The organism is Pseudomonas sp. FP603 (assembly GCF_030687415.1).
Taxonomy (GTDB): domain Bacteria; phylum Pseudomonadota; class Gammaproteobacteria; order Pseudomonadales; family Pseudomonadaceae; genus Aquipseudomonas; species Aquipseudomonas wuhanensis.
Genome location: NZ_CP117431.1, coordinates 4,190,353 through 4,211,912, shown reverse-complemented (window position 1 = coordinate 4,211,912; position 21,560 = coordinate 4,190,353). Strand labels below are relative to the sequence as shown.

General features: G+C 57.7%; 25 protein-coding genes and 1 pseudogene. 10 read left to right on the top strand and 16 right to left on the bottom strand.

Annotated features, from left to right (window positions below; all coding sequences use genetic code 11):
- Positions 1-9: 9 nt before the first annotated feature.
- Positions 10-462, bottom strand: a complete 453-nt coding sequence (locus tag PSH65_RS19270) for a cupin domain-containing protein (protein ID WP_305421816.1) — start codon at positions 460-462, stop codon at positions 10-12.
- Between the two features lie 170 nt (positions 463-632).
- Between PSH65_RS19270 and ligD the strand changes: the two genes are divergently transcribed.
- Positions 633-3,257, top strand: coding sequence for a DNA ligase D (gene ligD, locus PSH65_RS19265; RefSeq protein WP_305421815.1), 2,625 nt, complete (start codon positions 633-635; stop codon positions 3,255-3,257).
- A gap of 43 nt (positions 3,258-3,300) precedes the next feature.
- On the opposite strand, the gene PSH65_RS19260 is transcribed toward ligD, so the two are convergent.
- Positions 3,301-3,582: a DUF3303 domain-containing protein gene (locus PSH65_RS19260; protein WP_305421814.1), complete on the bottom strand. Its 282-nt coding sequence runs from the start codon at positions 3,580-3,582 to the stop codon at positions 3,301-3,303.
- A 211-nt stretch (positions 3,583-3,793) separates the two neighbouring features.
- Positions 3,794-4,195: a hypothetical protein gene (locus PSH65_RS19255; RefSeq protein ID WP_305421812.1), complete on the bottom strand. Its 402-nt coding sequence runs from the start codon at positions 4,193-4,195 to the stop codon at positions 3,794-3,796.
- Between the two features lie 429 nt (positions 4,196-4,624).
- Between PSH65_RS19255 and PSH65_RS19250 the strand changes: the two genes are divergently transcribed.
- Together PSH65_RS19250 and PSH65_RS19245 are read left to right on the top strand one after the other, a co-directional pair.
- Complete coding sequence (locus PSH65_RS19250) at positions 4,625-5,104, top strand: cupin domain-containing protein (protein WP_370694655.1); 480 nt, start codon at positions 4,625-4,627, stop codon at positions 5,102-5,104.
- A 410-nt stretch (positions 5,105-5,514) separates the two neighbouring features.
- Positions 5,515-6,387, top strand: coding sequence for a DNA/RNA non-specific endonuclease (locus PSH65_RS19245; RefSeq protein ID WP_305421810.1), 873 nt, complete (start codon positions 5,515-5,517; stop codon positions 6,385-6,387).
- 56 nt (positions 6,388-6,443) lie between these two features.
- Here PSH65_RS19245 and PSH65_RS19240 read toward each other — a convergent pair whose 3' ends face one another.
- The 5 genes from PSH65_RS19240 to PSH65_RS19220 form a co-directional block, all read right to left on the bottom strand.
- Positions 6,444-6,605 (bottom strand): DUF2986 domain-containing protein, encoded by a 162-nt coding sequence (locus tag PSH65_RS19240; protein WP_305421808.1) that lies wholly within the window; start codon positions 6,603-6,605, stop codon positions 6,444-6,446.
- Between the two features lie 53 nt (positions 6,606-6,658).
- Positions 6,659-6,985, bottom strand: coding sequence for a low molecular weight protein tyrosine phosphatase family protein (locus tag PSH65_RS19235; RefSeq protein ID WP_305421806.1), 327 nt, complete (start codon positions 6,983-6,985; stop codon positions 6,659-6,661).
- The gene (locus PSH65_RS19230; protein WP_305421805.1) at positions 6,982-7,176 is read right to left on the bottom strand and encodes a hypothetical protein; all 195 of its coding nucleotides are present in this window, start codon (positions 7,174-7,176) and stop codon (positions 6,982-6,984) included. Before PSH65_RS19230 ends, PSH65_RS19235 begins: the two co-directional genes overlap by 4 nt.
- Positions 7,177-7,452: 276 nt before the next feature.
- Positions 7,453-8,349: an EamA family transporter gene (locus tag PSH65_RS19225; RefSeq protein ID WP_305421804.1), complete on the bottom strand. Its 897-nt coding sequence runs from the start codon at positions 8,347-8,349 to the stop codon at positions 7,453-7,455.
- Positions 8,346-9,629 carry an MFS transporter gene (locus PSH65_RS19220; RefSeq protein WP_305421802.1) on the bottom strand — a complete coding sequence of 428 codons (1,284 nt, stop codon included), beginning with the start codon at positions 9,627-9,629 and terminating at the stop codon, positions 8,346-8,348. Before PSH65_RS19220 ends, PSH65_RS19225 begins: the two co-directional genes overlap by 4 nt.
- Positions 9,630-9,766: 137 nt before the next feature.
- On the opposite strand from PSH65_RS19220, the gene PSH65_RS19215 reads away from it, so the two are divergent.
- Positions 9,767-10,225, top strand: a complete 459-nt coding sequence (locus tag PSH65_RS19215; RefSeq protein ID WP_305427018.1) for a helix-turn-helix domain-containing protein — start codon at positions 9,767-9,769, stop codon at positions 10,223-10,225.
- Between the two features lie 214 nt (positions 10,226-10,439).
- On the opposite strand, the pseudogene PSH65_RS19210 reads toward PSH65_RS19215, so the two are convergent.
- Positions 10,440-10,664: pseudogene (locus PSH65_RS19210) on the bottom strand (hypothetical protein); the annotation flags it as partial.
- A gap of 62 nt (positions 10,665-10,726) precedes the next feature.
- Between PSH65_RS19210 and PSH65_RS19205 the strand changes: the two are divergent.
- The 4 genes from PSH65_RS19205 to PSH65_RS19190 are packed head-to-tail and all read left to right on the top strand — an operon-like array spanning position 10,727 to position 14,706.
- The gene (locus PSH65_RS19205) at positions 10,727-10,999 is read left to right on the top strand and encodes a MoaD/ThiS family protein (protein WP_305421801.1); all 273 of its coding nucleotides are present in this window, start codon (positions 10,727-10,729) and stop codon (positions 10,997-10,999) included.
- A gap of 1 nt (position 11,000) precedes the next feature.
- Positions 11,001-12,128 carry a HesA/MoeB/ThiF family protein gene (moeB, locus tag PSH65_RS19200; RefSeq protein ID WP_305421799.1) on the top strand — a complete coding sequence of 376 codons (1,128 nt, stop codon included), beginning with the start codon at positions 11,001-11,003 and terminating at the stop codon, positions 12,126-12,128.
- Positions 12,129-12,175: 47 nt separating this feature from the next.
- Complete coding sequence (locus PSH65_RS19195) at positions 12,176-13,480, top strand: MFS transporter (RefSeq protein WP_305421797.1); 1,305 nt, start codon at positions 12,176-12,178, stop codon at positions 13,478-13,480.
- A 47-nt stretch (positions 13,481-13,527) separates the two neighbouring features.
- Positions 13,528-14,706, top strand: a complete 1,179-nt coding sequence (locus PSH65_RS19190) for a spermidine synthase (protein ID WP_305421795.1) — start codon at positions 13,528-13,530, stop codon at positions 14,704-14,706.
- Between the two features lie 339 nt (positions 14,707-15,045).
- Here PSH65_RS19190 and phnE read toward each other — a convergent pair whose 3' ends face one another.
- The 5 genes from phnE to PSH65_RS19165 all read right to left on the bottom strand — a co-directional run bounded on the left by phnE (position 15,046) and on the right by PSH65_RS19165 (position 18,741).
- On the bottom strand, positions 15,046-15,813 hold the full coding sequence (gene phnE / locus PSH65_RS19185) for a phosphonate ABC transporter, permease protein PhnE (protein WP_305421794.1): 768 nt from the start codon (positions 15,811-15,813) through the stop codon (positions 15,046-15,048).
- Positions 15,810-16,637 (bottom strand): ABC transporter permease, encoded by an 828-nt coding sequence (locus PSH65_RS19180; RefSeq protein WP_305421793.1) that lies wholly within the window; start codon positions 16,635-16,637, stop codon positions 15,810-15,812. Before PSH65_RS19180 ends, phnE begins: the two co-directional genes overlap by 4 nt.
- Positions 16,631-17,428: a phosphonate ABC transporter ATP-binding protein gene (locus PSH65_RS19175; RefSeq protein ID WP_305421792.1), complete on the bottom strand. Its 798-nt coding sequence runs from the start codon at positions 17,426-17,428 to the stop codon at positions 16,631-16,633. Before PSH65_RS19175 ends, PSH65_RS19180 begins: the two co-directional genes overlap by 7 nt.
- Entirely contained in the window at positions 17,425-18,276 is an 852-nt protein-coding gene (locus tag PSH65_RS19170; protein ID WP_305421790.1) for a putative selenate ABC transporter substrate-binding protein, read from the bottom strand. The genes PSH65_RS19175 and PSH65_RS19170 overlap by 4 nt, the downstream gene beginning before the upstream one ends.
- A 246-nt stretch (positions 18,277-18,522) precedes the next feature.
- Complete coding sequence (locus PSH65_RS19165; RefSeq protein WP_030128964.1) at positions 18,523-18,741, bottom strand: hypothetical protein; 219 nt, start codon at positions 18,739-18,741, stop codon at positions 18,523-18,525.
- Positions 18,742-18,999: 258 nt separating this feature from the next.
- Here PSH65_RS19165 and PSH65_RS19155 point away from each other — a divergent pair, with 258 nt between their 5' ends.
- Positions 19,000-20,013, top strand: coding sequence for a GlxA family transcriptional regulator (locus PSH65_RS19155; RefSeq protein WP_305421789.1), 1,014 nt, complete (start codon positions 19,000-19,002; stop codon positions 20,011-20,013).
- Positions 20,014-20,110: 97 nt separating this feature from the next.
- Here the strand turns inward: PSH65_RS19155 and PSH65_RS19150 are convergent, their stop codons facing one another.
- Both PSH65_RS19150 and PSH65_RS31895 read right to left on the bottom strand, forming a co-directional pair.
- Positions 20,111-20,491, bottom strand: coding sequence for a RidA family protein (locus tag PSH65_RS19150; protein WP_305421788.1), 381 nt, complete (start codon positions 20,489-20,491; stop codon positions 20,111-20,113).
- Positions 20,492-20,698: 207 nt separating this feature from the next.
- Positions 20,699-20,920: a hypothetical protein gene (locus PSH65_RS31895; protein ID WP_370694707.1), complete on the bottom strand. Its 222-nt coding sequence runs from the start codon at positions 20,918-20,920 to the stop codon at positions 20,699-20,701.
- Positions 20,921-21,124: 204 nt separating this feature from the next.
- Here PSH65_RS31895 and PSH65_RS19145 point away from each other — a divergent pair, with 204 nt between their 5' ends.
- The gene (locus PSH65_RS19145) at positions 21,125-21,529 is read left to right on the top strand and encodes a thioesterase family protein (RefSeq protein ID WP_305421786.1); all 405 of its coding nucleotides are present in this window, start codon (positions 21,125-21,127) and stop codon (positions 21,527-21,529) included.
- Positions 21,530-21,560: the final 31 nt, after the last annotated feature.

Below are 21,560 nucleotides of genomic sequence, written 5' to 3'. Positions count from 1 at the left end.
CGGCAGCTGCTACGTGCGTTCTGTTGATTTCGGCAGCAGAAACGTAACGCCGAAGCCTTCAGATATCTCCAGTATCCGAGGCAGGTCTTCGGGCACTTTGAGCTGATCCAGCGCCGCAAAGAACTGACCGCCGCGTGGATCGGAAACCACGCCGATCATTTTCGCGGTAGGGCTGATGTTCTTGTAAGCATGGATCGACCCTGCGGGGATGTGTATGTAACCCCCGGTCGAGAGGGTGGTGGATTGCCCTTCGACAGTCACTTCAACCTGCCCATCGATGACATAGAACGCTTCGTCCCAAGGGTGAAAGTGCAGCGGTGGCCCGCCACCCTGCACACCTTCCTGGATGTGCATCTCAAAGGGTTTGGTCAGATCGCCGCCGGCAAGAATAGTGATGGTCTCTCCAACAACTTTGACCGGCGTGGGCGTTTTCCCGGCTTCGATGACGTGAACCGTTCGCATGATTGCTCTCCGAGGCATGAATCCCCTCCGCTGAGTATATGCACTGCGCCGCGAGCGAGTGCCGCAACACCGGTCCGTCTGTCCGGGCAATTTCAACGGCGATGGAATTTTCTTCCGGGCCTGTCGCTCTGCTGATGTAGAACCTGCCCACTCGGCAACGAGTATCAGCCATGAACAAGAACCTGGACGATTACAACCGCATGCGCGATTTCTCGGCGACCTCGGAACCGGTCGCCGCCAAACGCTCGGGCAAAAAAACGGCGAAGGATCATGCGTTGCAATTCTGCATTCAGAAACATGCCGCCTCGCACCTGCACTATGACTTTCGCCTGGAACTCGACGGCGCGCTGAAAAGTTGGGCCGTGCCCAAAGGGCCGTCGCTAGACCCCAAGGTCAAGCGCCTGGCCATCCACGTCGAAGACCATCCGCTGGATTACGCCACGTTCGAGGGCACCATTCCCGAAGGGCATTACGGCGCTGGCGATGTAATCGTCTGGGATCGTGGCGTGTGGATTCCCCAGGACGATCCGGCCAAGGCGTACACCAAGGGCCGGCTGAAATTCGAGCTGAAAGGAGAAAAGCTCGGCGGCCTGTGGAACCTCGTGCGCACGCACATGCCGGGCAAGCAGGAGCAGTGGTTTCTGATCAAGCATCAGGACAGCGCCGCCAGACCCGACAGCGAGTACGACGTGGTCGCCGCCGAGCCGGACAGCGTGCTCAGCGACCGCACCCTCGTGGAAAAAAAGCACGGTGCTGAACAACCAAAACCGATCAAAAAAGCCCCGGCCAAGGCGCGCAAGGAAAAGTCGACACAACTGACGGGCGCGCGCAAAGCCAAGCTGCCGGAGCTGCTCAAACCCGAACTGGCAACGCTGGTCGAATCCGCACCGAGCGGCGACTGGAGTTATGAGATCAAGTTCGACGGCTACCGGGTCATGGCGCGCATCGACCACGATGAGGTCAAACTTTTCACCCGCAACGGTCACGACTGGACCCACAAATTGCCCAGGCAAGCCGAGGCGCTGGCAGCGTTGGGCCTGGAATCGGCCTGGCTCGACGGCGAAATGGTGGTGGCCAACGAGCAAGGCGTTCCGGATTTTCAGGCGCTGCAAAACGCGTTCGATTCCGGCAGTAGCGCCAGCATCGTTTACTACTTGTTTGACTTGCCCTACCTCAACGGCGTGGACTTGCGCGAAGTGCCCGTCGAGGAGCGCAGGGCCGCGCTGGCGACCGTGCTCAAGCCCAATGAAAGCTCGCTGTTGCGATTCTCCGACGCCTTCGACGAAGCCCCGGAGGCCTTGCTCAACAGTGCCTGCGAAATGCAGATGGAAGGACTGATCGGCAAACGCCTGGGGTCGCCTTACGTGTCCCGACGAACCAGTGACTGGATCAAACTCAAGTGCAAGCATCGGCAGGAATTCGTTGTGGTCGGCTTCACCGACCCCAAAGGCGCACGCAGTGCCTTTGGCGCGTTGTTGCTGGGGTTGCACGACCGCGACAGCGGTGAATTGCGTTATGCCGGCAAGGTTGGCACCGGGTTCAATGAGGCGACTCTCAAGCGCATTTACGAACAGTTGAAACCGTTGCAGACGAAAAAACCGTCAGTGGTCAATCCGCCCAGCGGTTTTGAAGCCAAGGGGGTGCATTGGCTCAAACCCACACTGCTGGCGGAAGTGGCCTTCGCCGAAATGACCAAGGACGGCCCGGTGCGCCACGCCGTGTTCCATGGTTTGCGTGACGACAAGCCTGCCAAAGAAATCACCGAAGATCTGCCCAAAACCGTGAAAACCTCAGCCTCGAAAACTGCCGCGCCAACATCAGCGGCGAAGAAGACATCCACCGCCGAAAAACCTGACGCCGCCGACCCAAAAACCGCCCGGTCGACTGTCGCGCCGTCGCAAATCGGCCTGGCCAGCGGCAAGGTGCGAATCACGCACCCGGACCGGGTGATCGACGCCAGCAGCGGCACCACCAAGATGCAACTGGCGCAGTACTACGCCAGCGTCGCCGAGTGGATTTTGCCGCAACTCAAGGACCGGCCGGTGGCGCTGGTGCGCGCGCCGGACGGCATCGCCGGCGAACTGTTCTTTCAGAAGAACGCCGAACGCCTGGCCATTCCGGGGATCGTTACCCTGGACAAAGAACTGACAGGCCAACCGGTGATGATCATCAACAACGCCAAAGCGCTGATCGGCGCGGTGCAGATGAGCACGGTGGAGCTGCACACCTGGAACGCCACGTCAGTCGATCTGGATAAACCCGATCGCTTCGTCCTCGATCTCGACCCGGATCCGGCGCTGCCGTGGAAAAGCATGATCGAAGCGACCCAGTTAACCCTCACGGTGCTGGATGAACTGGGTCTCCAGGCGTTTCTCAAAACCAGCGGCGGCAAGGGGATTCACCTGGTGGTACCGCTGACCCGCAAACACGGCTGGGACGAGGTCAAGGACTTCAGCCACGCGATTGTCAGCCACATGGCCAAATTACTGCCGGATCGTTTTTCTGCGATGTCCGGGCCGAAAAACCGCGTCGGGCGTATCTTCATCGACTACCTGCGCAACGGTCTGGGCGCCACCACTATTTGCGCCTACGCCGTGCGCACTCGCGAAGGACTGCCGGTGTCGGTGCCAATCTTTCGGGAGGAGGTGGCGCAGCTCAAGGGCGGCAATCAATGGAACGTGCACAACGTGCACGAACGCCTGGCCGAGATCGGTGACGAACCCTGGGCCGACCTGAAGAAAACCCGACAGACGATTACTGCCGAAATGCGGCGGCGGGTCGGGATGAGAAAATAGTGAATCGGAAGGAAGGCGGCGAGGGCACTCGCCGCCTCGTCGACTATTGCTTGCCGAGCGCGGCAGCCAGCAGCGGCGCCGCCTGTTCATCGGTCAATGCGGCGTGGACTTCCATGCTCATGAGGTCGCTCCATTCCAGCACCCACTTTTGTATCGACACCGGATCACTGGCCTCTGCAATGCCAAAACCACTCGAGCCACCGACGGCATGCCAGCGCCCCAGCATGTTGACGCCTGCGGGTGGCGCGCCACCGGTCTTGAGAAAACGTTCGATCGCGCTATTACGCTGTTGCGGACTGATGGACCAACGGACGATGAATAACATCGGCCACCTCCTGCTACGGATTGGCACCATTATCTTCGCGCACCTGGCTGGCGCCGGGGCCACGGTCACGCTTGTATTTCCAGCTCCATCCTGGCTGGCCTGAAACCCTTTCTCCCATGAGAAGGCATAGCAGCGCCCCGCGTTTCGCGTACGACCGCTGATCCTCTTTCAGGCATTTGAAACGAACATATCGGGATAACAGTGCAAACCATCAGGCATCACGCAACAAGTCGTTGGCATTGAGCAGCTCGTAGGCAATCTCCGGGCGCTTCTCCAGCCCTCGACGAATCGCCGCCGGAATCGACTGACGGGTTTTGCGGCACAGGCCCGGCAGTTCGCCGAGGGTGATGTTGATGCCGCGCATGGTGCGCACTTCATTGAAGCCTGGGACGATCTCCACGCGCAGACCCAACTGCTCATACATCCGGCGTTGCAGACGCTCCAGGTCGCTCAGGCTCTGGAGATTTTCCAGGCGTTCGACCAGGCGCTTTTCCTCCAACCGGGTCAGGCTCAGGATGCGCAAATCCGCGCCGGGGGTTTCCAGCAACGGCTCACGCTCGCAGATGCAGGCTCCGGGCGGGCAGGGTTGGCGGATTGGAAGAGAGGTCGTCATGGGGTTCAATCATAGAGCGCTATGATCGGGTTTGCCCATGGGGGTGTTGTGCCGTTGAGCGCGATGTCTACATCCCGGGCTTGCTGGCCTCGGCTATGTGTTATCGCGGCTCTTGTATTTCGTACGTGGATTCAACCGGTTTCTAGAGCCATCCAGATCAAAAAATTACGCAGCTGAGCCGTAAACTCTTTTGGCTTGACGTACGGGTTCCTTGCCTGGGACAAGAAAAAAGAGATCGGCCTCACCTACCATGCTGGCGACGTACTGGTTGAAAACGACCCATGGCTACCGTAGATGGCCGGATGCGTACCTCGACGTCCCTAACGGCCGCGGTTTTAACAGTAGGCCACCTTGCTAATGGCCCCAGGGTAGCTTTAATAAATGGTGATAGCCGTGGGCAACATTTGTTCCGCTCGAAAGGAGCAGAAAATGTACAGATCAAGAGTCTTTGTGGTGTGCGCGTTTACACTCGCTGCATTCATGACGTTACCCGTGTCGAGCGCTGAGCAACCGATGGCGGGCCACATATCAGTTCTACCCTCCGAGCTCAAATGGTCTGATGCGCCATCGGTCGCACCCGGCGCCCAAATCGTAGTCATTGAAGGCGACCTGAAAACTGCAGATCCGTTAACCTTTCGGCTCAAGCTACCTGCCAACTCTAAAATTGGTGTTCATACTCACCCGGTAGTGGAGCGTGTCACCGTAATTTCCGGCACTTTTCACCTAGGAGTCGGCGACAAATTTGACCCCGCCAAAGCCAGGGCCTACACGCCGGGCGGTATCACGATCATGCCTGTTGGTATGCCGATGTATGTGTTTACCGAAGAAGAAACGGTCGTGCAGATCCATGGGACCGGCCCATGGGGTATCAATTTTCTCAATCCCGTGGATGACCCCAGGAAGAAGTGACCTTATCTACGTGGTATTCCGATCATCACGCAGGCGCATGGGCGAGCACGCGCCTGCCCCTGCGACCAGTCCCTGACTGTGTTCATTGAATGAAATCAATGCGGCTTCTCTTGAGTTCGGTTGCAACGCGAAACGATCGGAGCTCTTCGACCCAATCGCTTCTTCAACGAGCATTGGCGAGTCGACTGTAAACGCTGCTCAGCACTAAAGTGACTTGTGATGGTCAATAAATCCCGCAACGACCATCAGTAGTCGTACTGCTCGGAACCGACCGAATCCGCATCGGTATTTTGATCAAGGACTGTGAAAGCATGCTTGCCGCAATTTAATCAGCAACCGCCTCCACCTGGTTCCGTGAATCGGGACTCGTCGTACGTTTTACCCCTCAATCCAATTCGAAGATTTAAAGCATGCACCTACGCAAAATTGCAGTTGGGCTGTCGGCCCTTGTTTTGCTCTCGACCGGGGCAGAAGCCCGCAGTCTGCTGGATCTCATCAAGCCGCCCACCCAACATCAGGAACACGTGTCCCGCTCGGGCTCGGTCAGCCAGAGCGCGGCCCTGGGCCTCTATTCGAACAAACAGAAACAGGCATCGTTCGACGGCTGCGCAGATCTGTTCCCGGCTGCGAAACCGATCAACATGGCCACTGTGCCTGCAACAATGAAACCCCTGGCCCTGTGTTCCGACAACTTTGCGGTGCTGTACTCGCAAACCAGCAAGACGCCATTGGTAGTGGTCGAACGCCTTAATGCCGCCCAACTGCAGGATGCCAAAGGCGAGGAGCGCACCAACCAGTTCTACCCGGACCCACGCATCCCCAAGAGTGGGCGGGCAGAGTTGAGCGACTACCGTAGTCAACATCCGGCCGTGGACCGCGGCCATCAATCCCCGGCAGCCGATGCACCGAACCCCAATGCAATGGCCCAATCCTTTGCACTGTCGAACATGGTGCCGCAGGACCCAACCAACAACCGGAAGATCTGGAGCAAGGTCGAGTCCGATGTCAGAAAGTTTGCCAAGCGAGCCGATGGCAATGTTTTTGTCTTTACCGGCCCGCTCTTTGACTCGGGCCACACCACCATCGGCGACAACAAGGTCTGGGTGCCGACCCGCCTGTTCAAATTGGTTTATGACGCATCGTCCAAGCGTGCCTGGGCCTATGTACTACCCAACGCTGAAACCCGTATGGAGAGACCGATGGACTATGACGCTTTCGTGAAGAGTACCGGGCTCAAATTGCTGGGGAATCTACCGGTCACAGGGTCCGTAGGGCGCTCTTGATGGCTTGATGAATTGCACCCCCGAAGGCTGGATGTAACGGGGGTGTTTAAGATGGATCAGCTTTCAGGGGGCTTGATTGACTCTAGAGTGGGTTCAGCAGCGAGTTTCAATCGGTCAGCTTTACTAATGTATTTAGACTTACTTGGCGGTGCCAGTTTGGCACTGGCCTTTTTGGCGTGAGCCTTTAATAACTGCTGTATTTTTTTGCGACGATTCATATTTTTTACTCGGTTTGTAAGTTCTTGAATGGTGAGAGGTTTGCGCGCGAAGCCTAGGTAGCGAGATAGGGCTTCACTGCGTCTTCGAGCATGTCCACCAGCTCAGCATCCATGTAGCGAAAGTCGTCGGGAATATCCAGAGAGTGAATCCGCTTGTGTTCAAGCAGACGGGCGTATTCGGCCTGCAGGCGATTCAGGTGTTTGCGTTCCATGACAAAGATGACATCGGCCCAGCGAATATCCGCTGGGCCGATGGGTTTGCGTGCGTTCGGGCTTGTGCCCGCCGAGCGGGCATTGAAGCCGGGGCGGCGGTGCCAGATCGCTTCCGCGGTGGGACTACGCCATTGGTTGCGACTGCAGACGAACAGGAGGTTTGTCACTCTTGATCCAACAATTGGCGGGTGGTGCGGATGGGATAGCTCATGCCGAGTTGGCGTGCCCTGACAAGCTTGTCGGCACGGGTGTACATCAGCTTCCAGTTCTTTTCCGGCTTGAATTCCAGCGGACGAACCGCTTTGTCATTGCCGCGTTTACGGGCCTGTGTGCGTCTCCAGGCGCGGGTTCTTTCCATGATCATTTCCTCGTGAGTACCGGGTTCAGCAGCCGCGGTAATACGAGTTGGGAGTATGGTAAGCGTGAATCGGGGGTAGTGGCCAGGTTGTTGAGTTCCCGATACCAGCAGCGCTCGCTTTTGGCCGATTGCTGCCTGTCGCGAAGGACAGCTATTGACCCCTTGGCCAGCCATCCATATCGACTGAATCCAAGGTGTATTCTTGCTCAAGCTTGAGCACGAAAGCCACCCTAGGCTTCAGCAGTGTTCAGAAGATCTCCAGCTCGTGCTGTTACATCACGATGGGCATCGGTCAGAACGCTTGAGCACCGCACTGAGGACGCGCTGTCCGTATAAGCCGACGCCAAGACCCGACACGATGAGAACGACTGCAACGATTTTGTTGGCCGACAGGCTCTCATTGAAAATCATGACTGAACCGAGCAGTCCGAATACCGGTACCAATAACGACAATGGCGCGACTGTAGACACTGGATATCGTTTCAGAAGTGAGTTCCACACCCAGTAGCCGAACAGTGTATTGGGGTATACTTGGAACAGGATCGACAGGACGGCGCGGTAGTCGAGTTGATTCACCAATGCGCTGTACCCCGTCGAGCCGTTAACAGCGTAATCAAGCGCGAAAAGAGGGATGGGCGAAAACGCGCTCGACCACACCAGGAAAGCGAAGACCTGCGTGGTCTTGGCTTTTTTGTTGATCACATTGGCCGCACTCCAGGCGACCGCTCCCAGCAGCACCAGGATCAGCCCGGCCGTCGTTACTGTCCCATCAACGATGGAGACGATGCTCAACAAACCACACAGAGCGAGACCTATGCCCGCGTACTGAAAGCGGGAAATGGTTTCCTTGAATATCCATGAGCCGAGCAGGATGGTGAAAAACGCGCTGAACTGAAGCACCAGTGAAGCGATGCCTGCGGAAAGACCAGACTTGATGCCAAGGTTAACGACGCCCCAAAGGCCGATACCGAAGACCAGGCCGTAACCAATGATGTAGCGCCACTGCACATCAGGTTTCGGAATGAAAAAGATCGCCGGGAGCGCGCATAGCGTGAAGCGAATGCCGGCAAGAATGAATGGGTCAACGGTGGTGAGTCCCAGTTTGATAACCGAGAAATTCACGCCCCATATGGCAGTAATCGAGATTGCGAGTAGTAAGTGCCTGGCTTTCATGCTGATCTTCCTTGATGGGTCGTTGAAAAATGAAACGTGAGAAACCACAGAACCAAGGCAGTAGCGCTGATCAAGGCGCCCAGCAGGCTTACTGCAATCCAGCCCCATAGCGCATAAACCTGGGTCGCGGCTGTGGCTCCCAGTGCGCTACCGACCGAGTAGAAGCACATGTATGCGCCGACCATGCGACTTTGGGCGTCGGGTCGTGCAGCAAAAATGAGGCTCTGGTTGGTGACGTGTACTGCCTGCACCGCGAAGTCGAGCAGGACTACGCCGCAGACCAGCGCGATCAGGGACGTCTCGGCAAACGTGATGGGCAACCAGGACAGCGTCAGGAGCCCCAGCGAAATGCCGGTAACTCGTTGCCCCAGGCCTTGATCGGCCCAGCGACCGGCTCTACTGGCAGCCAGGGCACCGGCGACGCCGGCCAATCCAAACATGCCGATGGCAGTGTGTGAAAGCGACAGCGGCGGGGCGCTCAACGGCAGCACCATGGATGTCCACAACACGGAAAAAGCGGCAAAGATCAGTAAGCCCAGAAGGCCCCTGGCGCGTAAAGTGCGTTCGGTGATGAACAGTTTGAAGAGTGAACTTATGAGCGCCAGGTAGGAGTCTTGGTGCCTAGGCGGCGCCGTGACAGGAACCACTTTCCACAGCACCGCCGCGATGGTCAGCATCAATCCTGAGGATACGAAGTAAACGGCTCGCCAGCCCGCGATGTCCGCAATCAGGCCAGAGGTAAACCGCGCCAGAAGAATGCCCAGGACAATTCCACTTGTTACCGTCCCCACTGCATGCCCGCGTTGTGATGGCGTTGCCAACACGGCGGCGTATGCCACAAGTACCTGAACAACCACTGCCAGTAGGCCCATCACGATCATGGCGCCCAACAGGGTCAGCCATTGCTGTGCTGCGCCGACCGCCGCGAGTGCAACCGCAGACAGCAGTACCTGAGTCAGAATCAGCCGCTTACGATTTACCAAATCGCCCAGTGGGACGATGAACAGCAACCCCAACGCGTAGCCAACCTGAGTAGCAGTCACGACAACTCCGATCATTGATGAGGCCACACCCAGGCTCTGAGCCATTGAATCGAGTAACGGTTGTGCGAAGTAAACGTTGGCTACTGCCAGCGCGCAGGTGACAGAAAACAATAACGTGAGCGACGGGGAAAGCCCTGGAGACCGGTCGGTCCTGCTGCTTTCTCCGGTGTCCGAATGCAGCAATCCCGAAGGCTGTCTGGAGAACCGTTTGGCGGCTGAGTCGGCATCTGCTGTCATGTACACCTCCATGGCGTTAAACTGGTTTCAATTAAAAACCGGATTCCATTGTTGTCGTAACAGGTTTTAAATTGCAACCACATTGCGCCAGGTTGATGGACAGACTTGGCAACTCCACATTGCGCAAGGTCAAGAAAATGGTCGAAGACGCCTCTCCGCACAGCAGTGAATGCCCGGTAGCAAGAACACTGGAGGCCATCGGGGATCGTTGGTCGCTCATGATCATCCGCGACGCTTTTGACGACATTCGCCGATTCAGCGAATTTCAAAAGAGCTTGGGCGTGGCCAAAAATATTCTGGCATCGCGACTGAAGACGCTGGTTGAGGTCGGGGTTTTCGACGTTCGACCGGCGTCAGATGGCAGCGCCTACAAGGAGTACGTCCTTACGGAAAAAGGACGGGAGATCTTTCCGGTTGTGGTCAGTATCAGGCAGTGGGGCGAACGTTTCCTGTTCACGCCGCAGGAGACGCGTTCTGTGCTGATGGACAACGAGTCCGGCCAGCCTCTGATGCCGATTGATGTTCGCTCATCAAACGGTCAAAAACTTGGACCGTCTGACTGTCACAGAGTGAGACTTGTCGGCGGCGAGTCGTGAATCGACAGCTGACTTGCCTCACACCAGAATGGCGCTGGGGGAGTTAGAGCCAGTGTGCTGGGCGTAGTTGACAAGAGCATGTCCTAAAACCGCGAGGGAGCGAAAGAAAGTAACGTTCGCAGGACCTCGCGGCTGACCTCGATTGTTTTCAGAAACGGCGCTGAGCAAGTCTTCTGATAGCGGTGAGATCGGGAGCACGGTGTCACGGCACGCCTCACTCAGAAGCGAGTGCGGCGTCCCTCATCACTTGTTGGCTGTCGGCGGCCGTCTGGCGACCCACTTTGAACCATGCGGCATACAACGCCGGGACGAAGAAGATCGTCAGTAGCGTCGCCACGGTAAGGGCGCCCATGATCGCAATCGCCATCGGCCCCCAGAACACACTGCGCGTTAGCGGGATCATTGCGAGCACGGTGGCCAGGCGAAATCGGAAAACTGATTACCTCCAGGCTGGATGCGTTTTCCAGCGACCTGACCACTGACACCGTTCAAGGATGACCCATGGCAGTCGTACACTTTCCCCGGCAGTTCATGTCGTACACCGAGCAGCATAAAACACACGCCACCGAGGGCCTGTGTGTCAGCGATGTACTCAACAACCTGACCGCACGGTTTCCCGACCTGATTGGCCCGGTCTTCTCTGAGGACCTGTACCCGCTGCCGTTCGTGGGGTTGTTCGTCGACGGCATGCCCGTGACCAGTGAGCATGACCGCCGTAGTCCTCTGGACAGTAACGCGCAATTGATTCTGATCAACGCCGTGGCAGGTGGCTGACATGCAATGCAACCTGAAGACGGACACCTCCCGTTACGCCCGCCAGATAATCCTCAGCGAGGTCGGCGCTGAGGGGCAGCAGCGCCTCAAAGACAGCAAGGTGCTGGTGGTCGGTGCCGGGGGGCTGGGTTGCCCGGTACTCCTGTACCTGGCAGGTGCTGGCGTCGGGACGATCGGCATCATTGATAACGACATCGTCGACGTGAGCAATCTGCACCGACAAATACTCTATTCGATTGCCGATGTAGGCGACCTGAAAGTGTCGGCAGCCTTGCGCCGCATCAACCAGTTGAACCCCGACATCGTCGTCCACACCGTTGCCACGACGCTGAACCCGGACAATGTCCTGTCGCTGCTGGCGGAATACGACATCATCGTCGACGCCACGGATAACTTCGACGCCAAATACCTCATCAGTGACGCCTGTATCGAGTGCGAAAAACCGATGGTCTATGCTTCGATCAGTCAGTTCGAGGGGCAGGTGTCGGTATTTAATTATTACAACCCACACACCCAACAACGGGGGCCGTGCTTCCGGGATCTGTTCGAAACACCGCCGCCACCGCACTTGACACAAAACTGCTCGGAAGCGGGAGTTCTTGGCGTCATACCTGGCTTGCTCGGTTGCTTTCAGGCCAATGAAGTACTCAAGCTCATCCTCCGTGCCGGGGAGCCATTGAGCGGGCAATTGTTGTCTATCGACGGCCTGGACAACACTTTCCACCTGTTGAGCATCAACAAGAAAACACGGAGCCGGCCCCCTGCTGGAACGCTTGGCGCCGCGACCACACCTCAGTGGCGCGACAGCGACTGGCTGTCACCCCATACACTGCATGACTGGATAGCGACACAAGCACCATTTCAATTGGTCGATGTGCGTGATGTCCACGAGCATCAGCAAGGTTCGCTGGGCGGTGGACTGATTCCGCTCAAAGACATCATCAAGCGCCAGGAAGAGCTCGATACCACCCGCCGTATCGTTTTCTATTGCAAATCCGGCATCAGAAGCAAGGCAGCCCTACTGGCCGTTCGCAGCGTCAACCAGGATGCGGAACTCTATAGCCTTGAGGGTGGGGTCGAGCAGTATCTGGCGATCTACCCTGATGACCGTCACCCCGTCGTTTCTTGAACACCCCCGGCTTGAGCAGTAGCCCTATCTGAATCAAAGGTACGTTAATGAGTGCAAATTTTTCAGGCATTACGTGGGGCTTTCCCGGCATCGACCGGCGTCTGCTGAAAGTGCAATTCAGCTTTTTGCTTATGGTTCTGGGTGGACGGTGCAATCAACTGGCGGTGGCCTGGTGGGCCTTGCAGGAAACAGGCTCTGCCCTGTACTTCGCCAACATGATTGCCTGTTCCATTGCGGCGGAGGTGTTAGCCAAACCCTTGTTGGGATGGCTGGGGGACAAGTACAACAAAATCCTGATCATCAAGCTGGCCTCATGGATCAGCCTGCTGACAGCGCTGTTGATGGTGGTGCTGTCCGCCACGGGGTCGTTCAATCCCTGGACGGTGGGCGCGCTGATGATGATCAGCAGTGCGATTGTCGGTGTGCGCGACCCTCTCCAGGCGTCGATCATTCCTTTGTTCGCAGACGACGATAAAGTCTCCCTGGCCTTTCGGACCAAAAGCGTAATGTCGTCCTTTTCTATTCTGCTGGGGCCGGTACTGGCCAGCGGGTTGATTTACGGGTTCGGTATCACGTTCGCCTTTGCTGCCGATTTTTTTGCGATTCTCATCGCCGGAGCGTTGATCGCGACCATCCCGAGCCACATCGGTGCCACCGGTCAAGGCGAAAAAGCCCCGGGTGCCAGCGGCTTCAGCATGATTTATTCCGGTTTCAAAGTGGTTTACGGAGTGAAAGTCGAGTTTTACCTGGCCATCATTGCAATGCTGATCAACTTTGCCCTGTTTCCGTTCTTCACCATTTTGATTCCACTGTACGTAAAGGACATCATCCAGTACCCGGTCACATACATCGGTCTGCTGGATTCATGCTTCGGGCTGGGCATTCTGGCGGGCAGTTACAAGATCATCGGCTGGTTATCCGACCGGGTCCCCCGTGACATGTGTGTGTCCGCAGGTTTTGCATTACTGGGGTGCAATCTGGTGGTGGTCGGCACCGTTTCATCGTCGTTCATCGTACCCGCGGCCTTTTTCTGCGGCGGCGTAGGCCTGATGTTGATCAACATCCCCACCTCCGCAGTGAGGCTGCTGGCGACGCCCAAGCTCCATCGCAACCGGATTTTTGCCACGGTTTCATTTCTGTCTGCGGCGGCCAGCCCCTTGGGCAGTTTTGCGATGAACACCCTGATCGCCGATCTGGGGGTTGCACTGACAATCACGCTGCTGGGTGTCATGGTGCTGCTGTTGTCTCTGCTGGTCTTTCTGGTACCCGATTTCAAAACTTTCATGCGTTCCCCGGATACGCAGCTCAATGATGCCTACCAGGAAAAATACCCTGAAGCGTTTGCGCACTGACGTGCCTCGCCGCCCCCCGCCTCTTACAAATGGAGTTGCCTTTCACCATGCCGGACTTCAAGGATCGACCAGAATCTGCTCAACATGAACAGATCTTCTGCGGCCAATATTATGATGATATGGGCTGTACCGGTTTCCTGGGGGACCCGTCCAAGGATCGAATCTCGGTTCTGATGCTGGGGCTTTCGGACGGTGTGGCGCTGGCGCCGATCGCAGCCAGCACCAGAGTGGCCCGTCTGTTGGCCGTTGATCTGGACGAGACCGCACTCGTGCGCAGCCTCGATAACCGGAACCGACTTGCAGCGCATATCGACTTTGACAGCGTGGTCGCTGATGCCGCGCACTTCCTGGACGTCACCCCCGACCGGTACGACGTCATTATTGTCGACCTCTACACCCAGAACGGTTATGCCCCGATAGTGTTTGATCACGCGTTCCACCAACTATTGAAGAGCCGCCTCAACCCCCTCGGTCATGTGGTGTTCAACGGTTTTGGCGTCCCCATGAATCTGGACCCGTTCAACGGCCCTACACCCCAGGCTTGGCTTGCACACTGCCTGAACGACAGCTGGGGCGACATTCATTACCTGCCTCACCGGCGCAATGCGACGTTCATTATCGGCCCACCTCCATCAACCACACCACGCACCGCAGCTGCCCTAGAGTCTTTATGTGCCAGTGACCGGCTCTTCATGGACATCATGAGCCTTCGCCTGCGCTATCTGACACCCACGGTTATCCGTGACGCGCCGCTTGAGCCTCCGCTGCTGGACTTCGTCGGAATTGATCTCGAGGTGCACAAACGCTGGAAGGAGTCGTTACCGGCCTTATCGGCACTGCTTCCAGCCTCACTGAAGCTGAACAAACCCAACGATCTTCGCGTGTTACTGGATGACCCGGACGCTTGCCAAGCGCTGCAAGAACGATTGTTGAAAGACAAGTCTTCGCTGCGTACCACGCTGGCGTTGCTGATCGCAGGCGAAGTCAACTTCTCGGACCGCGATATGTCATGGCTTCCCGACTGGGTCCTCGCGACACTGGAGAAAAGCGTCGAGATCCACCCACGAGACTGGCTGGAGGGTTTACTTCCTTATGCCTATGGCGTCGTTACGCACAGAACCCGGGGGGATGTGACCAAAGTGGAAGGCTTTCGACGGGCGCTAGCCCGATTGTCACCGAGCACATGGCGGTCCGACGTTTCACCGAGCCGAGCGCCAAGAGCGTAGCCACCTGCGCCGCCGATCAGCCCGCTGCGTCTTCAAGCATGTCCACCCGTTCAGGATCCATGTAACCCCCAGCGTCAAACCAAGGTTTCGGCGAGATCGGAGCCTATGCGTGCTCCGAATGGAATTGCGCGCAAAGGTGCAGTACCTTGTATTTGTAGCACTCTCGTGTCGCAGTCCCTGTCCAGATTGAGAGGTGGCCTTCATGAACAACATCATCTACATCGTTGGGGTCGTTGTGATCGTCGTGGTTATCCTGTCGTTCCTCGGGTTTGCATAACTTCGAAGACCCACTGAACGATTGCCGGGCACCTTGCAGATGCATCTGTGCTGCGAAAGCAATCAGGCCTTGACCCAGCGCTGACGGCTCCAGCTGCTCAATGTATCGACGGCGAGTACCAGTAACAGCATGGCCAGAATAACCGTGCTGGCTTGCGCTTCCTGGAACAGGCTGAGGCTGACATAGAGCATTTGCCCCAAACCACCTGCACCGACGAAGCCAAGCACACTGGCCATGCGGATATTGTTTTCCCAGCGGTACAGGATGTAGGCCAGTAGCTGTGGCAACAGGTTGGGCAGGGTGCCGTAACAGAACGCCCATACGGCGTTGCCGCCCTGCAGGCGGATGGCTTCGGCGGGTTCTGGTGGGGTGTTTTCCAGCGCTTCGGCGAACAGCCGACCGAGCACGCCGGTGGTGTGCAGGGCTAATGCCAGGGTGCCGGCATTGGGGCCGAGCCCAGCGGCAAGGACCATCAGCGCGGCCCACACCAGTTCCGGAACCGCGCGCAAGGCGTTGAGCACCAGACGCGACGCGCTCTGCAATGGCCAGCCGAAGCGCCCGGCCGCGGGCAATGCCAACAGCAGGCCGAATACCGCCGCGAGCAGGGTGCCAAGGGCAGACATGGCAATGGTTTCCAGGGCGCCGTGGCCGATGGCTTGCAGATGGCCGGAGCTCAAGTCCGGGCTGAGAAAGCGCTGCGCATAAGCACCCATCTGCTTCAGGTTGCCGGCACCCCCGAGCTCACCGAGGTCAATGCCCAGGTAGATGAACGAGGCGACCACCGCTGCGCCGATGCAGAGCAGCAGTGCCAGATTGATCAGGCGATTCATGCCAGCCTCCAGCGCAGCAGGCGGCTGAGTTGATCGGCGAGCAGCACCAGCACAAGGAACGTCAGCAACAAACTGGCCACTTCACCGCCGGCGAACATGCGCAACGACAGATCCATTTGCTGGCCCAGACCGCCGGCACCGACAAAGCCCATCACCACCGAGGCGCGGATTGCGCATTCCCAGCGGTACACCGTGTACGAGAGCAACTCCGCAGCGACATTGGGCAGGATCCCGTAGCAAAAGGCTGCGAGCCGACCGCTGCCCGATTGCAGTAGCGCGTGGGCCGGACGCTGGTCGACCGATTCGAAAATTTCCGCGTAAACCTTACCCAACATGCCGCTGTAGGTAATGGCAATGGCCAGCACCCCGGCCGTCGGGCCGAGGCCGACGGCGCGCACGAACAGCAGGGCCCAGACGATTTCCGGCACGCTGCGCAGAAAGATCAGTAAACCGCGTATGGGCCAGCGCAGCAGTTGGCCCCAATAACTCGGGTGACCGGCCCGGGAGGCAGCAGACAGCGACAGAGCACGGCTGGCCAACAGGCTGGCGGGGACTGCCAACAGCAACGCCAGGGCCATGCCCGCCGTGGCGATGGCCAGGGTCTGCAGGGTGGCTTGCAACAGCAGCTCAATGAACTCTTCGCCATGGGCCGGTGGCCAGAAGGCGGATACAAACCGGCCCATCTCGCTCTGACTGTCACTCGCCACCAGCACGCTGAGGTCCAACTCGCTGAAATGGATGCCCGGCCACAGCAGGGCAAGGGCCAGCAAGGTGAGCAGCAGGCGGGGCAGGGCGGCGGGATCTCGGGTATCACGGGTCAGCATCGGGGAATTTGCACACTCAAGGGCGCCGGAGCAATCGGTGGGGACAGCAATTGTTCGTTGGCGTAGAGCTTGTCGAGCAACTCACGGTCGACTTCGCTGGCCTGAAGGTCGAACAGGATCTGTCCATCACGCAAGCCGATGATGCGCGAAAAATGCGCCAGGGCCAGCTCCACCGCGTGCAGGCTGGCGACCAGGGTGACGTTGTGCTGCCGGGCATGGCGACAGAGCACCGAAAGCGTGTGTTGGGCCAACACAGGGTCCATGGCCGATACCGGCTCATCGGCCAGCAACACCTCGGGCGCTTGGTACAACACGCGGGCAATGCCCACGCGCTGCAGCTGTCCGCCGGACAGTTGCTGGCATTGCGCGAACAACTTGTCACTCAGGTCCAGCCTGGCCAATGCCGCGCGTGCGCCCGGAATATCCAGTGGATGCAGCAGGTTCAACAGGCTCTTGCCCAAACCCCACTGACCCAGCTTTCCGGCCAGAACCGCGGTGATCACGCGTTGGCGCGGTGGCAGGGGAGGCGATTGATGGATCAGGCCGATGCGAGCGCGCAGACGCTGACGCTGACGGGCAGATAGCCGCCAGGCGTGCTCGCCGAGCACCTGCAACTCGCCGTTGCCCGGTCTCAGGGCGGTGGCCAGCAGGTTGAGCAGGCTCGACTTGCCTGCGCCAGACGGGCCGATGATGGCGACCTGTTCGCTTGCACCGATATGCAGGTCCACGCCACGCAGCGCCCGGACGCCGTTGGCGTGGGTAAGGCTGACCTGGGTCAGACGCAATGTCATTTGAGCAGTTCGGCGGCGAGTGCGGCTTCCTCGATGCCTTTGTAGTTTTCAGGCTTGGTTTCGATGAATCGGCTGGCGGCCTGCAGATCCAGAATTTCCTTGTCCTTGGGGTTCGCCGGATCGAGAGCCAGGAAGGCAGCCTTGATCTTGGCCGCCAACGCTGGGTCGAGGGTCCCGCGCACTGTCCAGTTGTAGTCGAAGTAGGCCGGGGTGGTCGCAAACACCTTGACCTTGGTGGTGTCGACCTTGCCGGCGGCGACCAGTTTTTCCCACACGCTGGCGTTCAGTACCCCGGCGTCCACCTTGCCGGCCTGGACCCAGGCGACAGTGGCGTCATGGGCGCCGGAGTAGCCCACGCGACTGAAGTAGGTTTCTGGCTTGATGCCGTCCTTCAACATGAAATAACGCGGCATGAGACTGCCTGAAGTGGAGGACACCGAGCCAAATGCAAAGGTCTTGCCCTTGAGATCGGCGAGGGACCTGACGGCAGGGTCGGCGGTGATGAATTTGCTGGTGAATTGGGCGTCCTGTTCGCGCTGTACCAGTGGAATGGCATTGCCGGTTTTCAGGCGTGCCTGCACGAACGTGAAGCCGCCCAGCCAGGCCAGGTCGATGCGGTCGGTGGCCAGCGCCTCGACCACGGCCGGATAGTCGCTCACGGGCACGAACTCGACCTTCATGCCCAATTGTTGTTCCAGATAGGCGCCAAGCGGCTTGAACTTGCGGAGCAGTTCGGTAGGGGCTTCATCGGGAATCGCGCTGACTTTCAGCGTATCGGCAGCCTGCGCCAACAGGGTGCAAAATGACAGGGTCAAGCCGATGGCCAATGCCAGGGTGCGCTTGAGCATGGAAGATCTCCGGTGTATTAACGAAAGAGTGTCAAGGCGCCTGACATAAGCTAATGCTGCGTGGCGCTGTGTGAGGGTAGACGAAAGGAGCGATATTGACCGGTTTTGGCCCAATTGCAATCTGTTGTATCGACCGGTTGAATCCACAACCCAAAACGGTCAATTATCGGAGCGCATAACCCCGTTTGTGAGATCACCCTCGGCCAGCATTTGCATCATGATGTTTCTCGCCCCTCCGGCATTTTGCTAATTACCGTCCGCCACCTTGCGTTCTATCTCCGCTACTTTTCGCCTGAGCTCTTCAGCCTCCCGCTCCTGGTTTCGCGCTTCATCTAAACTTTCGGCGTCACTGTCGCTGTCCTCAAGCTCTCTTTCGACCACATCGACGGGTTTGCCAGACGTATCGGCAGGCGGGACGTTCGAGGTCGTTTCTGATTCGTCGTCATTAACATCGTCATTGTTCATTTCGCTCACCTCCATTGACCTACACATTAGATACAGCGGTATGAAGGGAGTTCGGGTTTTCAAGTATTTGTGGCTAGGCCCGGATCACCGGCCACAACATCATTTTCGTCGATGATAAAGACCCGCTTCGTCACGGCTTTCAACTCGCCTGATCGGTTGCATAATGGTACTAGGGTTTTTTGAGCTTTTGCCGTTAGCATGACGCTTTAAAAGCGCACCAGATGACAGATTGGCTAACGTAACCGAGTGGGTCGAACATTGATCGAGCGACGTCAATTCAGCGGAGGCATGAAAGGAAAAAACCTCCGCTATCTGAATGAAAACCCCAACGGGCCTACCCAGATGGTACGAGCAGGCTTTCTGCTGCTCGAGCATTTCTCGCTGCCCGCGTTCACGCAAGCGCTGGACACGATTGTCACCGCGAATCTTCTGCGCCCCGGCTTGTTCTCTTCCCGAACGTTCGGCTTGAACGAGGGGGAGGTCATCAGCGACTTGGGCCTGGTCATTCGGCCAGACGCACGTATCGATTCTTCAGCCATTCACGACCTGGACCTGCTGGTCATTTGCGGCGGCTACAGGACAGAACTGAAGACGACTGATGAGTTCATCAGCCTGTTGCGAGCGGCGGCAGATCAGGGCGTCAGTCTGGCCGGGTTGTGGAATGGTGCGTGGTTCCTGGGCAGCGCAGGCTTGCTCGATGGATACCGTTGCGCCATTCACCCCGAACATCGTCCCGCACTCGCGGAAATCTCCAAGGCGACGCATGTCACCAGTGAGCCCTATGTCATCGATCGAGACCGGCTCACCGCTTCCAGTCCCTCTGGGGCATTTCATATGGCGTTGGACTGGATCAAAGAACTGCACGATAAAGCCCTGGTCGAGGGTATCGAGGACATTCTCGCTTTCGAGGAGTCTCGCTACCGGCGTATTAAACCGGCTGAAAACATCTGTGTGAGCGCGCCGTTGCGAGAGGTGGTCAAGCTGATGGATGCCAACCTCGAAGAGCCTCTGGAGCTGGAGCAACTGGCGGTCTACGCGGGCCGTTCCCGGCGACAACTCGAACGCTTGTTCAAGGAGCAGCTCGGGACAACGCCGCAGCGATATTACATGGAGCTGCGCATCACCGAAGCGCGTCGACTGCTTCAGCACACAGAGCTATCCCAGGTAGACGTGCTGGTTGCCTGTGGCTTCGTGTCGCCCAGTCATTTCAGCAAGTGCTATAGCTCGTACTTCGGCTACAGGCCTTCCAAGGAAAAACGGCTCGTTAAATAATCACTGCTTTTTTGCGTACCAGTGAGGATCTCCCTGAATGAGTGATGCCCGGTGGCGGACGCTCGTTGGAGCAGGGCCACCGGACATGTCCGCAGGCTCAGCCCTTGGCCGCCATCGCGGTCACTTCCACGCGCATGCCTTCGACCGCCAGGGACGCCACGCCAACGGCGGCGCGAACCGGCCACGGCTTGGCGAAGAAGCGTTTGTAGACTTCGTTGAAAGCGGCGCGGTCGGCCATGTCAGTCAGGTAAATGGTCAGATGCAGCACCCGGTCCATGGAACTGCCGGCAAGCTCCAGCGCTACCTTGAGTGCTTGCAGAGTGCATTCACTCTGCTCGGCGATGCCACCCAGTTCCAGGCTGCCGTCGGCGCGAGTAGGGATTTGAGTGGAGACCAGAAGGCCGCCGAAACCGGCGACGTCGGAGGAGATGGATTCCGGGTCTGGGTCGGGGAGAAAGGTGAGGTCGTGGTTTGCCATGGGGGATCTCTTGTTTGAGGTGGTGAAGAGGGGCGACCAGCCTGGCATCGCCAGCTGGCTCAGTCTGGGGCGTCCAATAAGGCAATGCCTTTTTGAACGGCCAGTTTACAGTCCCATCGTCGTGCCGTTCATGAATTGGCTCGAAAACCCGGAAGGGCGGGCAATCCATCAACGGCAATGAGTTCCCTATAGGGCCTCGCAAACCGACTATTCGCTCAGTGAATCGAGAGCCTTTGCCTGTTCGTATGCTGCAGCGTGTGGTTGTGCTCGAGGACGTACAACCCAATCAGCAATGGATTCCGGTACTGCTGGAGGTTCAGGGGATTCACCAATCAGTGCGAATATTCGGGCAGGGTCTACGACTTTGCGCGAGCGGTCGATCAAGAGTGCCTTGACATTGGCCACTGCCGAAACTTTTGATCCCACCATGAAAACATGCTGGAAATAAAACCATTTTTCATCCCAGTAAAGCAGTTGGGTCTTAACGAGAGTTGCAGATACCTGCACCCGAAATGCTATGTTATGGATTGCCGCGCGGAGACATGGACATCGCTCTCGAACTGCAAGTAATTAAATAAAAACCAAGGACTCGGATAACTTCCGGCATCTGATAACTACAGGGAAAATAGATCAATGCCTAATGCGGTTTTTGTCAGCAGAACCATTCTGTTTGGAGATTGTGATCCGGCGGGAGTGGTGTACACCCCGCGATTTTCATATTTTGCAGTGGAAGCTATTTATGGAGCGCTTGATAAGTGGTTGGGAACACCCGGGCTTAGAACGCTGATGGGTTTTGATGTGTTACCACCCGTACGCGCCATGTCATTGGAGTTACTGACTCCCCTGACTTGGGATGATGAGTTGGACATCAAGGTTAGCGTCGCCAAGCTAGGGGTTCACTCCTTCACGTTTTTGGTTGAAGGATTTGTCGGCAACGAGACACTATCGTTTGTCGCGAATGTCACTCATGTTTGTGTCTCGCCTGAAACCAAAGACATTGTTGCCATTCCAGCACCGCTGAGAGCGCTTCTTTCATAACTCGCCTGCGATCGCAGGCTCGCAAGCTCGA